The organism is Acidovorax sp. CF316 (assembly GCF_000276605.1).
GTDB lineage: Bacteria > Pseudomonadota > Gammaproteobacteria > Burkholderiales > Burkholderiaceae_C > Acidovorax.
In genome coordinates this window covers 17436-31488 of record NZ_AKJX01000242.1, presented here as the reverse complement: position 1 = coordinate 31488, position 14053 = coordinate 17436, and the positions used below count along the sequence as shown (strand labels likewise).

Genomic DNA, 14053 nt, shown 5'->3' with positions numbered 1-14053 from the left:
CGCCCCGGCTGCTTGCATGGGCACGAGCCCATGCGGCGCATCCGAAGCATCCACTCATCCCGATTGCGCTCCAACGCGATCCCCTGCGAGACCGTAAACAGGTTCTCAGAGAAAGCGCTCGAGGAAGCGGCGCGACTGGCGATCGAGCAGAGTGGTGTCGGGCACCTTGAACTGCACGCCCTCGCCGGCAGCAATCAGTAGCCGGGTGCGCCCGCCGAGCCGGCGGATGTCTTCCTCGGCCTTGAGCACCAGGCGCGCAAGGCCCCGGTCGGTCTCCACATCCCAGGTGCTGGGGGTCGAAAAACTCGATACGGCAGTAATTTTTTCGATAGTGGGCACAAACTCCCGCACCGCCAGCTCCTCTTCGACCAGGGTGCGCCCGGCCGGGGGCAGCTGGTCGAGGCGGTCCAGCCACACCAGCTCGTGGCCGTCGCTGCCCACCAGGGACAGGCCTTCGGCCGGGGCGGCGATGGGAAAGGCGCGCACGGGCACCACGCCCTCGTGCACGGTGCCGTCGGGCTGGGTCAGCACCAGGCGCCCGTGCGGATTGCGGTGCAGCTGCAGCGGGCGGGTCGGGGAAGGGGTCGTCAGGTCGGTCATGGCGGTGTCGTTGTCCGTCGAAGGGTGGCGCTCAGGCGCTGCCCGCAGGGTGGGCCGGGTGCAGCAGGCTGCTGTCGATGATCACGCCGGCGGCCTGGGCGTCCTCTTCGGCACGGCGGGCCTGGGCTTCGTACAGCCGCCAGTAGGCGCCCTGTTTCTCCATGAGCTCGTCGTGCGGCCCCACCTCCACCACCTCGCCGCGGTCCATCACCACCAGGCGGTCGGCCTTGCGCAGGGTGGACAAGCGGTGGGCGATGGCGATCGTGGTGCGGCCCTGCACCAGGTTGTCCAGGGCCTTCTGGATTTCCTTCTCGGTCTCGGTGTCCACCGCCGAGGTGGCCTCGTCCAGGATCAGGATGCGCGGGTCGATCAGGAGCGCGCGCGCGATGCTGATGCGCTGGCGCTCGCCGCCCGACAGGCCCTGACCGCGCTCGCCCACCAGCGAGTCATAGCCGTGCGGCAGGCGCAGGATGAATTCATGCGCATGCGCTGCGCGGGCCGCCGCGACGATCTCCTCGCGCGTGGCCTCGGGCTTGCCATAGGCGATGTTCTCGGCAATGGTGCCGAAGAACAGGAAGGGTTCCTGCAGCACCAGGCCGATGTGGCGCCGGTAGTCGGCCACGGCGAAGCGGCGGATGTCCACGCCATCGACCTGGATGGAGCCGTCGCTCACGTCGTAGAAGCGGCTGATCAGGTTCACCAGGGTGCTCTTGCCCGAGCCGCTGTGGCCCACCAGGCCGATCATCTCGCCGGGGCGGATATCCAGGTCCAGGCCCTTGATCACTGCGCGGCTGCCGTAGCGGAAGCCCACGTTGCGCATGGCGATGGCGCCCTGCACCTTGTCCACCTGGACCGGCTGGGCCGGGTCGGGCACGTTGCTCACGTGGTCCAGGATGTCGAAGATGCGCTTGGCGCCGGCGGCGGCCTTCTGCGTGACCGAGACGATGCGGCTCATGGAATCGAGCCGGCTGTAGAAGCGCCCGATGTAGGCGATGAAGGCGGTGAGCACACCCACCGTGATCTGGTTGCGCGAGACCAGCCAGATGCCGAAGGCCCAGACCACGAGCAGGCCGATCTCGGTGAGCAGCGACACCGTGGGGGTGAACAGCGACCAGGTCTTGTTGAGCTTGTCGTTGACCTCCAGGTTGTGCTGGTTGGCATCTCGAAAGCGCTGGGCCTCGCGCTTTTCCTGGGCGAAGGCCTTGACCACGCGGATACCGGGGATGGTATCGGCCAGCACGTTGGTGACCTCGGACCAGACGCGGTCGATCTTCTCGAAGCCGGTGCGCAGGCGGTCGCGCACGGTGTGGATCATCCAGGCGATGAAGGGCAGCGGCACCAGCGTGACCAGGGCCAGCCAGGGGTTGATGGAGAACAGGATGGCCGCCGTCATCATGATCATGAGCACATCGGTCACGAAGTCCAGGGCATGCAACGAAAGGAAAACGTTGATGCGGTCCGTCTCCGAGCCGATGCGCGCCATGAGGTCGCCAGTGCGCTTGCCGCCGAAGTAGTCGAGCGACAGGCGCAGCAGGTGCTCGTAGGTGGTGGTGCGCAGGTCGGCGCCGATGCGCTCGGACACCAGCGCCAGGATGTAGGTGCGCGCCCAGGACAGGCCCCAGGCCGCCAGGGCCGACGCCAGCAGGCCGCTGAGGTACAGCAGCACCAGGCCGGGCTCGATCTTCTGCCCGTTCTGGAACGGGATCAGGATGTCGTCCATCAGCGGGATGGTCAGGTAGGGCGGCACCAGCGTGGCCGCCGTGGAGGCCAGCGTCAGGCAGAAGCCCGCGGCCAGTTGCTTGCGGTAGGGCCGGGCAAAGCGCCACAGGCGCAGCAGCACCCAGGTAGAGGTCTGCGGCGGCTGGGCGCGTGCGCAGGCGGGGCACTCCTCGGTATCGGGCGGCAGGGGGGCGTGGCACTGGGGGCAGGTGGCCTCGTCCGCCTGCGCGGCGCCGGCGGGCTGCTCGAAGCGCTGCACCAGGCGCAGCGCCTGGGCATGCTGGCCCAGGGTGAAGCGCCACAGCGCCAGCCGCGCATCGGCATCGTGCAGCTCCAGCGCCCCGATGCCGCCGTGGTCGTGCATGCGCAGCGCCAGGCCCGGGGCCCGCGGCCATGCGCGCCAGGCGCTGGTGCCAGGATCGCAGGCCAGCAGGCGCTCGGAAGTCACCACCACCCAGCCCGTGGCGAAACGCAGTTCGCCGCTCAGGTCAACCTGTAACGTGGCCAGCACGTTCTCTTGGGAAGCGAGCATGGCCCGCAGATCGGCCCCCAGGGGGCCGGAAAAGACACCGGAGGCGTCCACAGAATGGTGATGTTGCATGTTGGATTGGTATTTGCGCCCCTGGCAGCCAGCGGTCACCGATTGCGCCACAGCGCGAATTCTCCCCGATACTGCACGCAAGGACGCCAAGGCATCCACCTGTAACGTCTGCGACGGCTCCCTGGCTGACAGCCAATGCTGCCATCCGAGTGGAGCACAATGTTCCCCCATATTCTCGTTGTCCTCCCCCGCATAGCCCCGAAAGGCCGGAACCCCTACCCGCTGCAACCCATGGCGAAATTCAACGACATCCAACTGCTTCGCATCAACTACCTGCGTGGACCCAACATCTGGACCTACCGGCCCGTGCTGGAAGTCTGGCTGGACCTGGGTGTGCTGGAAGACCATCCCTCGCACACCCTGCCCGGCCTCAATGAGCGCCTGACGGCCTGGCTGCCGGCCCTGATCGAGCACCACTGCGGCGTGGGCGAGCGCGGCGGCTTCCTGCAGCGCCTGGAGGAAGGCACCTGGTGCGGCCATGTGCTGGAGCACATCGTGATCGAACTGCTCAACCTGGCCGGCATGCCCACGGGCTTCGGCCAGACGCGCAGCACCTCGCAGCGCGGCGTGTACCGCATGGTGTTCCGGGCGCGTGACGAGCAGGTGGCCCGCGTGGCCCTGGCCCAGGGCCACCGCCTGCTGATGTCAGCCATCAACGACGAGCCTTTCGACGTGGCCGCCGCCGTGGCGCGCGTGCGCACCGAGGTGGACGACCAGTACCTGGGCCCCAGCACGGCCTGCATCGTCACGGCCGCCACCGACCGCAGCATCCCCCACATCCGCCTGAACGACGGCAACCTGGTGCAACTGGGCTACGGCGCCAGCCAGCGCCGCATCTGGACCGCCGAGACCGAATTCACCAGCGCCATCGCCGAAGGCATCGCCAGCGACAAGGACCTGACCAAGGGCCTCCTCAAGGCCTGCGGCGTGCCCATCCCCGAAGGCCAGGTGGTCAACAGCCCCGAGGAAGCCTGGGAAGCAGCGCAGGACATCGGCCTGCCCGTGGTGGTCAAGCCCTCGGACGGCAACCATGGCCGCGGCGTGACCCTGGACCTGCGCAAGCAGGCAGACATCGAGGCGGCCTACCATGTGGCCTACCCCGAGGGCAGCGACGTGATGGTCGAGAGCTTCATCCCCGGCGACGAGCACCGCCTGCTGGTGGTGGGCGGCAAGGTGGTTGCCGCCGCGCGCGGCGAGGTGGTCAGCATCACCGGCAACGGCCGCTCCACGGTGAAGGAGCTGATCGACAGCCAGCTCAACTCCGACCCTCGCCGCGGCTACGAGGAGGAATACCCGCTCGAGATCATCGACCTGGCCACCGACACCAAGGTGCAACTGGAGCTCAAGCGCCAGGACCTCGATGCCGACTCCGTGCCTGCCGCCGGCCGGACCATCGTCGTGCAGCGCAACGGCAACGTGGCCGTGGACTGCACGGACGACGTGCACCCCGAGGTCGCCTACATCGCCCAGCTCGCTGCCAAGGTGGTGGGCCTGGATATCGCGGGCATCGACATGGTGGCGCTCGATATCTCCAAGCCGCTGCACACGCAGGGTGGCGCCATCGTCGAGGTCAACGCCGGCCCCGGCCTGCTGATGCACCTGAAGCCCGCCGTGGGAGCCCCGCGCCCCGTGGGCCAGGCCATCGTGGAGCACCTGTTCCCGACCGAAGACCATGCCGAGGGCACGGCCGGCCGCATCCCCGTGGTGGGCGTGGCCGGCACGCGCAACACCGCCACCATCTCCCGCCTCGTGGCCTGGCTGCTGCACCTGAGCGGCCGCCACACGGGCGTGGCCTGCCGCGATGGCCTGTTCCTGGACCGCCGCCACGTGGACGCCACCGACAGCGCCCACTGGGAGGCCGCCCACCGCCTGCTGATGAACCAGATGGTGCAGGCCGCCGTGATCGAGAACGACGCCCGCACCATCCTGCGCGACGGCCTGGCCTACGACCGCTGCAAGGTGGGCGTGGTGACCGACATGGACGGTGTGGCCACCCTGGCCGAGTTCGACGTGCACGAGCAGGACCAGATGACCAAGGTGCTGCGCACCCAGGTGGACGTGGTGCTCGCCGACGGTGCCGCCGTGCTCAACGCCGCCGAGGAGCAGGTGGTCGACCTGGCCCGCCTGTGCGATGGCGACGTGGTGCTGTACGCGCAGGACCCCGCACTGCCCGCGATCACCGAACACCGCGCCAAGGACAACGGACGTGCCGTGCTCGTCAAGAACGGCCGCGTGGTGCTGGCCACCGGCAGCGCCGAGCATGTGCTGGGCACGCTGGCCGAGCTGACCTTCGGCCGCAATGCCGTGGTGCCCGACACCGAGGCCCTGCTGGCCGCCGTGGGCGCCGCCTGGGCCCTGGACATTGCCCCCGACCTGATCGGCGCGGGCGTCAAGACCTTCGAGCCGGACCTGCCGCCCCCGCCCGGGTTGAGGACTTGAGCCCCCAAAGACCGAACATTGCGATGACTCCGGGGCCTGCCCGCCCCGATGGACACAGAGAAAGAGACTTTTCCATGGATGTATCCCGCACCCGGGCCCTGCGCGGCCCCAACCTGTGGAGCCGCCACATGGCCATCGAGGCCGTCGTGGCCTGCAATGAGAACGAACGTGCCATCCGCCAGATGGACGGGTTCGAGGCGCGCCTGCGCGCCTTGTTCCCCGCCATCGGCGCGCTGCACCCCGAGGGCGGCGACGGCGACATCTCGCTGGCCCATGTGCTGCAGACTGCCGCCCTGGCCCTGCAGGCCCAGGCCGGCTGCCGCGTGACCTTCGCGCGCACCACGGCCACCACCGACGCCGGCGTCTACCAGGTGGTGGTGGAGTACAGCGAAGAGGCCGTGGGCCGCAAGGCCTTCGAGGACGCGCAGCAGCTGATCCAGGCCGCACTGGGCCAGGGCAGCTTCGACGCAGAAAAGGCCGTTGCCGACCTGCGCGAGCTCGACGAGGACGAGCGCCTGGGCCCGAGCACAGGATCCATCGTGGACGCGGCCGTGGCCCGCGGCATCCCCTACCGGCGCCTCACGCGGGGCAGCCTGGTGCAGTTCGGCTGGGGCTCCAAGCAGCGCCGCATCCAGGCCGCCGAGGTGGACTCCACCAGCGCCGTGGCCGAATCCATCGGCCAGGACAAGGACCTGACCAAGCGCCTGCTGCATGCGGCCGGCGTGCCCGTGCCGCTGGGCAAGCCCGTCGAGAGCATCGACGAGGCCTGGGAAGTGGCGCAGAAGGTGGGCCTGCCCGTGGTGGTCAAGCCCCAGGACGGCAACCAGGGCAAGGGCGTCACGGTGAACATCACCGACCGCGCCCAGCTCGATGCCGCCTACCGCAACGCGGCCGAGTACGGCACGGTGATGGTCGAGCGCTTCCTGCCCGGCCACGACTTCCGCCTGCTGGTGGTGGGCGACCAGCTCGTGGCCGCAGCGCGCCGCGAGCCGCCCCAGGTGCTGGGCGACGGCCAGCACACCGTGCGCGAACTGGTCGAGCAGGTCAACCTCGACCCGCGCCGCGGCGAGGGCCATGCCACCTCGTTGACCAAGATCCGCCTGGACGACATCGCCGTGGCCCGCCTGGCGGCCCAGGACCTGACGCCCGATTCCGTGCCGCCCAAGGGCCAGCGCGTGATCCTGCGCAACAACGCCAACCTGTCCACCGGCGGCACCGCCACCGACGTGACCGACGACGTGCACCCCGAAGTGGCCGCCCGCGCCATTGCCGCGGCCCAGATGGTGGGCCTGCACATCTGCGGCGTGGACATGGTGGCAGAGACCGTGCTGCGCCCGCTGGAGGAGCAAGGCGGCGGCTTCGTGGAAGTGAACGCCGCACCCGGCCTGCGCATGCACCTGGCGCCCTCGTACGGCAAGCCGCGCAACGTGGGCCAGGCCATGGTGGACAAGCTCTATGCCCATGGCGATGACGGCCGCATCCCCACGGTTGCCGTGACCGGCACCAACGGCAAGACCACCACGGCGCGCCTGATCGCCCACCTGTTCACGGCCCAGGGCCTGCGCGTGGGCATGACCAACACCGATGGCGTGTACGTCAATGGCCGCCAGATCGACAGCGGCGACTGCAGCGGCCCGAAGAGCGCACGCAACGTGCTGCTGCACCCCGAGGTGGACGCGGCCGTGTTCGAGACCGCGCGCGGCGGCATCCTGCGCGAGGGCCTGGGCTTCGACCGCTGCCAGGTGGCCGTGGTCACCAACATCGGCGCGGGCGACCACCTGGGCCTGAACTACATCACCACGGTGGAAGACCTGGCCGTGCTCAAGCGCGTGATCGTGCAGAACGTGGCACCCGATGGCTATGGCGTGCTCAACGCCGCCGACCCCATCGTGGCGGCCATGGCTCCGGCCTGCCCGGGCAAGATCATCTACTTCGCGAGCGACCGCCACCACCCCGTGATGGCCACGCACCGCGCCCAGGGCAACCGCACGGTGTACGTGGACGGCGACTCCATCGTCGCCTCCGAAGGCTCGTGGCGCGAGACCATCCACCTGCGCGACGTGCCCATCACGCGCAATGGCCGCATCGGCTTCCAGGTTGAGAACGTCATGGCCTCGGTGGCCGCCGCCTGGGGTGCCGGCCTGCCATGGCAGACCATCCGCCGCGGCCTGTCGGGCTTCGTGAACGACAGCGACAACGCACCGGGGCGCTTCAACATCATGGACCACAACGGCGCCACGGTGATCGCCGACTACGGTCACAACCCCGACGCCATGCGTGCCCTGGTGGCTGCCGTGGACGCCCTGCCCGGCAAGCGCCGCAGCGTGGTCATCAGCGGTGCCGGTGACCGGCGCGACGAGGACATCCGCGAGCAGACCGTGATCCTGGGTGGCGCGTTCGACGACGTGATCCTGTACCAGGATGCGGCCCAGCGCGGCCGTGGCGACGGCGAGGTGATGGCCCTGCTGCGCGAAGGCCTGGCCGGCGCGGCACGCACCACGCACGTGGAAGAGATCCGCGGCGAGTTCATCGCCATCGACACGGCCCTTTCCCGCCTGCAGCCGGGCGACCTGTGCCTGGTGCTGGTCGACCAGGTCGAGGAAGCCCTGGCCCACCTGGCCAAGCGCTGCGCTGAAGCTGGGACCACGGCATGACGCGCGCTGCACTGCGCATGGCGACCCTGGCCGCCTTCACGCTGCTGGCGGGCGCCGCCAGCGCCGCGCCCGACAAGATCGGCACGGTGGACACGGCCTTCAAGCTGCTGGGCCGTGACCACGACATCATCGTCGAGGCCTACGACGACCCGGCCGTGGCGGGCGTGACCTGCTATGTCTCGCGCGCCCGCACGGGCGGCATCAAGGGATCGCTGGGCTTGGCGGAAGACCGCTCCGAAGCCTCGATCGCCTGCCGCCAGACCGGGCCGGTGAGCTTCCCTGCGCCGCTGCGCAAGCAGGAGGAGGTGTTCAGCGAACGCCTGTCGATCCTGTTCAAGCGCCTGCGCGTGGTGCGCATGGTGGACCCGGCGCGCAACACGCTGGTCTACCTGACCTACTCCGAAAAGCTGGTGGACGGCTCGCCGCAGAACAGCGTGACGGCCGTGCCGGTGGACCGGGCGATGCCGATTCCACTGAAGTAAATCAACAAAGGGCGCCGCGGCGCCCTTTCTTCATGCTTTTCCGGATGCGATCTGGCGCAGGGCCTGCTCGAAGACTTCGGGCGGCTGGCCGCCCGAGATCAGGTGGCGGTCGTTGATGATGATGGCCGGCACCGAGTGGATGCCCTGCTGCAGGTAGAACTGCTCGCGCTCGCGCACGGCGTCAGCGTACCGGTCCGATGCCAGCACGGCGCGGGCCTCGGCCTCGTCGAGCCCCACCCCCGCGGCAACGCGGGCCAGCACCTCGTGGTCGCCGGGGCTCTGGCCGTCGGTGAAGTAGGCCTTGAACAGTGCGTGCTTGAGCGCGGGCTGCTTGTCGCCCTCTTCCTCGGCCCAGTGCAGCAGGCGGTGGGCGTCGAAAGTGTTGTAGATGCGGCTGCGCTGCGCCATGTTGAAGGTGAAGCCCAGGGCCGCACCGCGCGCGGCGATGGCGTCGCGGTTCTTCTGGCTCTGCTCGGGCGTGGCGCCGTACTTCTCGTGCAGGTGCTCGGCGATGTCCTGGCCTTCGGGGGCCATCTGGGGGTTGAGCTCGAAAGGCTGGAAGTGCAGGTCGAGCGCAACGTCGCCCTTGAGGCGCTCGGCCGCCTGCTCCAGCGACTTGAGGCCGATGATGCACCAGGGGCAGGAGACGTCGGAGACGAAATCGATCTTGAGGGCTGTGGTCATGCGGTCACCAGAAGGTCAGATAGGTTGGCCAATATCCTAGGACGATTGGCGCGTCCTTGCAGCGGTACGGCCATTGGAGCCCCTGCAAGCCCCCACCGCAGTGATGGAAAAGCCCGGGTTTGCCACACTGCACCCCTGTCCTGCCACCCATGGCTTCCTCAGGAGCCACGCCACCATGCAAATCGACCAGCAGCAATCCATCCTCACCATCGCCCTGTTCGCCGCCTTCGCCGATGGCCACAAGGGCGACAGCGAGCGCGAGGAGATCCGGCGCATCGCCCAGTCGCTGGCGCAGGACGCGCCGGCCATCGACCTGCCGCGCCTGGTCCAGGACGTGCTGCTGCAGCGCACCAGCGCCCAGGCCGCCGCGGCGGCGCTGACCGAGCCGGGCCTGCGCCAGCTGGCCTACGAAATGGCGGTCTGCGTCTGCGACGTGGACGGGCGCCAGACAGAGGCCGAGCGCGCCTTCCTGGCGCAGCTCAAGGGCTGGCTGCAGCTCGGTGACGGCGACACCGCGGCCTTCGAGCAGCAGGCCGATGCCCTCGTGGAAGTGGCCGAGCGCGCTGCCCCCATCGCGCGCGGCCTGGCGCCCGTGGCCGTGGGCACGGCGGCCGCGGCGGCCCTGCCCGTGCGCGGCGCTGCAGCGCAGGTATCCGACGCCGAACTGGACAAGAGCATCCTGAACTACGCGCTGCTGTGCGGCGCGCTGGAGCTGCTGCCGCAGTCCTGGGCGTCGATGGCCATCATCCCCATGCAGGTCAAGATGGTCTACGCCGTCGGCAAGGCCCATGGCGTGGAACTGGACCAGGGCCACATCAAGGATTTCATCGCGGCGGCCGGCGTGGGCATGGCCTCGCAGTACATCGAGCAGTTCGGTCGCAAGCTGCTCGGCGGCCTGCTGGGCAAGGTGGCGGGCCGCACCATCGGCGGCATCGGCCAGGCAGCCACGGGCATGGCCTTTTCGTTCGCCACCACCTACGCCCTGGGCCAGGTAGCCAGGCGCTACTACGCAGGCGACCGGGTGATGAGCACGGCCGTGCTGCGCGAGAGCTTCCAGAGCATGCTCGGCCCGGCCAAGGACCTGCAGGCCCAGTACCTGCCGCAGATCCGCGAAAAGGCGGCGACCCTGGATGCAGCCAAGGTCATGTCCATGGTCAGGGGTGGCGCCTGATCGACCTTTGAACCGCCAATCTGGCGGCCACTTCCCTCTTTTACAGGGGCCATGGCCCATGCCAGAATCGGGCATGCCCTTGACACTGGACCCTGCCAACGCCATCGCACCCATGTCGCTGGACTCTCCGTCGGACAACGCCATGACGGCGCTGTACCGCGTGGCCCTGGGCCCGGTGAATACCGAGCACTACCTGCCCATCTTTGCGCGCTTCGACGATGCGGGGCGCACCACCACCACCTGGAACTGGCCGGCGGCGCTGTTCACGCTGAGCTGGCTGGTGTTTCGCCAGCTCTGGGGTGCGGCCCTGGTCTACGTGGCCGCGGCCGAGGGCCTGGCGCTGCTGGTGTTCGGCCTGGGCCGGCAGTTCCTGAACTGGCCCCAACCGGTGGAGTGGGGCATCCTGGCGGCCATCGCGTTGTTCAGTTGCGCGCTGCCCGGGCTGTTCGCCAACGCCGTGCTGCACACCGAGATCCGCAAGCGCATTGCGCGCGCCCTGTCGGCCTCGCGCACCGTGCCCGAGGCCGCCGCGCTGCTGGAGCGCCAGGCCAGTTCGCGCCAGCGGCTGAGCAGCGTGGTCATCGGGCATGTGGTCGTGGTGGCGACGGCCCTGCTGGCCTACATGCTGTTCCCGCCGGGTGGCGCGGCGGAGCCTGCCAGGGCTGCCGCCTCGACCACCTCGGCTCCTTCTGCCCCTGCCGCCCCGGCTTCCAACCCCACCTCCGGGCTGGCCGCCGTGTCGGTGCTGCGCAGCGCTGCCTCTGCGCCGCCCGCCCCACCGGAAGCAGTGGCACCGCCCAGCGCCGCTGCCCCCGCCAGCGCGCAGGAAGCTTCTGCGCCCGCGGCCGTGGCGTCCGCACCCGCCCCCGTGGCCGCGCCCGCCGCGGCATCACGCCGCCAGCCGGCCAGCAGCCCCGCGGCCGCTGCGCCGCCCGTGCCACCGGCCCTGCCGGCAGCCAAACCTGCGCCACCGATCACGGCTACCGCTTCCGCCCCCAAGGCGATGGCACCGGCCGCCCCCACCAGCAAACCGGCACCGTCGGCCGCTCAAGCGCCCGCAGCTGCCACATCGGCTGCGGGCACCAAGGCCAAGGCCGGCAACCCGGCCACCCCGGCGTCCAAACCCGCGACGCCCGCTGCCGCGGGCAAGGCCGCCAGCAAGGCATCCCCCCCTGCACCGTCGCGGCCGCCTGCGTCGGCGGCCAGCGACCCCGAACTCACCATGGTGGGCAGCGCACCGGGCTTCTACATCAACGTCGGCCTGTTCGCCGAAGAGGCCAATGCGCGCAAGACGCAGTCGCGCCTGCTCAACGAAGGCCTGCCGGCCTTCCGCCAGCCGCTGGAAAGCGCCAAGGGCACCCGCATCCGCGTGCGCGTGGGCCCCTTCGACTCCAAGGCCGAGGCCGACACGGCCGCGCAGGCCATCCAGCGCATGGGGCTGGAGGCCGTGGTGTTCAAGAAATAGGCCCCGCGCGCAGGAGCGGACCGGCGTGGCCCCGCGTCCTACGCGCAGGCATTGAGGCAGCCGACATCCAGCGCCGGTTTCGGCGCGTACTCTGCAGTATCGACCTGTGTCGCCCTGCACCATCGCCCCATGCCCACCCCTGCCCGCCAGCCCCCCCTTCACGCCCTGCGCCCCCGCTGGTGGACCTTGGCCGCCATCGCGGCAGGCGCCTTGCTGCTCACGGGCTGCGCGCCCTGGCGCCTGATGACGGCCTCGGACCTGGCCAAGGCCTCGCGCCCCTACACCGCCCAACCGGCCCAGCCCGAGCGGCGCATCCTCGTGGTCGGCGACAGCACGGCCGTGGGCACCGGCGCAGCGCGCCCCGAGGACAGCCTGGCCGGGCGCATCGGCATGGCCCACCCGCGCTGGCAGATCGACAACCTGGCCTCCAATGGCGCCAAGTTCGAGGACGTGCAGGGCCAGCTCGAGCGTGCCGGCACGGGCTACGACCTGGTGCTGGTGCTCGCCGGTGGCAATGACGTGATCCGGTTGACGTCGGAACAGCAGCTGCACGGCCACATGGAGCAGGCCATCCGCACGGCCAAGGCGCGCGGCAGGCAGGTGGTGCTAATGCCCTGCGGCAACGTCGGCCATGCGCCCCTGTTCGTGCCGCCGGTGTCATGGTTCATGGAAAGCCGCTCCAAGCGGCTGCATGCCACCGCGCAGACCGTGGCCCTCGACAGCGGCGTGCGCTATGTGCGCCTGCTCAAGCCGCGCGCACAGGACCCGTTCGTGCAACGTGCCGACGAGCTGCATGCGGCCGACGGCCTGCACCCGAGCAGCGCAGGCTACCAGCAGTGGTACGAGGAGCTGGTCAAGCAGGAAGGCCTGGCCAGCTTGACGGGTGGCTAGTACGTCTCCAGATGCAGGCGCCCTTCGCGCGCCAGGGTGGCCGCCAGGGCCTCCCAGTCCAGGCCCGCATCGGCCGCCACGTCGCGCAGGGCGAGCACCACGCCCTCTTCCATGCTCTTGAGGCCGCAGACATAGAAGTGGCTGTTGCCGTCGCGCAGCAGCCCGGCCAGGTCGGGTGCGCGCTCGCGCATCAGGTCCTGCACATAGCGCCGGGGCTGGCCCGGGGTGCGCGAGAAGGCCAGGTTGATGTCGATGAAGTCCTTGGGCAGGCTTTGCAGCGGGCCGAAGTAGGGCAACTCCTGCTGAGTGCGCGCGCCAAAGAACAGCATCAGCTTGCCGCCCTCGAACTTGCCGCTCTTGCGCAGGCGCCGGCGCCACTCGGTCATGGCGCGCATGGGCGCGCTGCCCGTGCCGGTGCAGATCATCACCACATGCGACTTGGGGTGGTTGGGCATCAGGAAGGAGTGGCCGAACGGCCCCACCACCTCCACCTTGTCGCCCACCTGGAGGTCGCAGACGTAGTTCGATGCCACGCCGCGCACCGGGGTGCCGTCGTGGTCGGAGGTGACGCGCTTGACGGTGAGCGCCAGGTTGTTGTAGCCCGGCCGCTCGCCGTTGCGCGCGCTGGCGATCGAATACTGGCGCGCATGGTGGCGCTTGCCCAGGGCATCGGTGCCCGGGGGAATGATGCCGATGGACTGGCCCTCCAGCACCGGAAACGGCAGGCTGCCGAAGTCGAGCACCACGTGGTGGGTCTCGCTCTCGAAGCCGGCCTCGGTGCAGTTGAAGTTGCCGACCACGGTGGCCGTGGTAGGCGCCTTGGGCGGGTAGAGGTTGGTGTAGGCGTGCGCGGCCGACCAGGGCGGCACGGTGGCGCCACGGTGCATGGGCGGCTGGGGCTGCACGCCGGGTTCTGCCGTGGCCACGGCGGCGGGTGCAGCGGCAGGGGCCTCTGCCGTGTCGGCATCGACGCCGGCGGCCGCCAGTTCCTCGGGCGAGAGTTCGGCGGGCAGCGACTCCCAGGTCAGCTGCTCCTCGATGGAATAGGCGCGCACCAGCGGCATGGTGCGCCAGTTGTCGATGGAGCCCGTTGGGCACGGCGAGATGCAGGCCATGCAGCCATTGCAGATGTCGGCGCGCACGACGTAGTTGTTGTCATCGTGCGTGATCGCGTTGACGGGGCAGGTCGCCTCGCAGGTGTTGCAGCGGATGCAGATTTCCGGGTCGATCAAATGCTGCTTGATGACCCCGGCTTCAACGGCCATGTCCATATGGTTCTCCTGTGTCACCCCCCACCAGGGGGTTGGGATGGGGCGTCTGGTCTTCGTGGGGCCTGCCCTCATCCCT

At 69.7% G+C, this 14053-nt stretch carries 10 protein-coding genes; 6 read left to right on the top strand and 4 right to left on the bottom strand.

Features of this window, described 5'->3' with window-relative positions:
* Window positions 1-105 precede the first annotated feature (105 nt).
* Together PMI14_RS28455 and PMI14_RS28450 are read right to left on the bottom strand one after the other, a co-directional pair.
* Complete coding sequence (locus tag PMI14_RS28455; RefSeq protein WP_007860097.1) at window positions 106-600, bottom strand: DUF1854 domain-containing protein; 495 nt, start codon at window positions 598-600, stop codon at window positions 106-108.
* 31 nt (window positions 601-631) lie between these two features.
* Window positions 632-2920 carry an ABC transporter transmembrane domain-containing protein gene (locus tag PMI14_RS28450; RefSeq protein WP_035206199.1) on the bottom strand — a complete coding sequence of 763 codons (2289 nt, stop codon included), beginning with the start codon at window positions 2918-2920 and terminating at the stop codon, window positions 632-634.
* 231 nt (window positions 2921-3151) lie between these two features.
* On the opposite strand from PMI14_RS28450, the gene cphA (PMI14_RS28445) reads away from it, so the two are divergent.
* From cphA (PMI14_RS28445) to PMI14_RS28435, 3 genes are all read left to right on the top strand, one after another.
* Window positions 3152-5359, top strand: coding sequence for a cyanophycin synthetase (gene cphA, locus PMI14_RS28445; RefSeq protein ID WP_035206195.1), 2208 nt, complete (start codon window positions 3152-3154; stop codon window positions 5357-5359).
* A 74-nt stretch (window positions 5360-5433) separates the two neighbouring features.
* The gene (gene cphA / locus PMI14_RS28440) at window positions 5434-8013 is read left to right on the top strand and encodes a cyanophycin synthetase (RefSeq protein ID WP_007860093.1); all 2580 of its coding nucleotides are present in this window, start codon (window positions 5434-5436) and stop codon (window positions 8011-8013) included.
* Window positions 8010-8495: a CreA family protein gene (locus PMI14_RS28435; RefSeq protein ID WP_007860091.1), complete on the top strand. Its 486-nt coding sequence runs from the start codon at window positions 8010-8012 to the stop codon at window positions 8493-8495. The genes cphA (PMI14_RS28440) and PMI14_RS28435 overlap by 4 nt, the downstream gene beginning before the upstream one ends.
* A gap of 30 nt (window positions 8496-8525) precedes the next feature.
* Here PMI14_RS28435 and PMI14_RS28430 read toward each other — a convergent pair whose 3' ends face one another.
* A complete protein-coding gene (locus tag PMI14_RS28430) occupies window positions 8526-9179 on the bottom strand; it encodes a DsbA family oxidoreductase (RefSeq protein ID WP_007860089.1) in 654 nt (217 codons plus the stop codon).
* A gap of 175 nt (window positions 9180-9354) precedes the next feature.
* Between PMI14_RS28430 and PMI14_RS28425 the strand changes: the two genes are divergently transcribed.
* From PMI14_RS28425 to PMI14_RS28415, 3 genes are all read left to right on the top strand, one after another.
* Window positions 9355-10350 carry a YcjF family protein gene (locus PMI14_RS28425; RefSeq protein ID WP_007860087.1) on the top strand — a complete coding sequence of 332 codons (996 nt, stop codon included), beginning with the start codon at window positions 9355-9357 and terminating at the stop codon, window positions 10348-10350.
* Window positions 10351-10423: 73 nt separating this feature from the next.
* Complete coding sequence (locus tag PMI14_RS28420) at window positions 10424-11815, top strand: SPOR domain-containing protein (RefSeq protein ID WP_035206197.1); 1392 nt, start codon at window positions 10424-10426, stop codon at window positions 11813-11815.
* A 129-nt stretch (window positions 11816-11944) separates the two neighbouring features.
* The gene (locus tag PMI14_RS28415) at window positions 11945-12706 is read left to right on the top strand and encodes an SGNH/GDSL hydrolase family protein (protein ID WP_007860082.1); all 762 of its coding nucleotides are present in this window, start codon (window positions 11945-11947) and stop codon (window positions 12704-12706) included.
* On the opposite strand, the gene boxA is transcribed toward PMI14_RS28415, so the two are convergent.
* Window positions 12703-13977, bottom strand: coding sequence for a benzoyl-CoA 2,3-epoxidase subunit BoxA (gene boxA, locus PMI14_RS28410; protein WP_007860076.1), 1275 nt, complete (start codon window positions 13975-13977; stop codon window positions 12703-12705). The two genes, PMI14_RS28415 and boxA, sit on opposite strands and share 4 nt — an antisense overlap.
* Window positions 13978-14053: the final 76 nt, after the last annotated feature.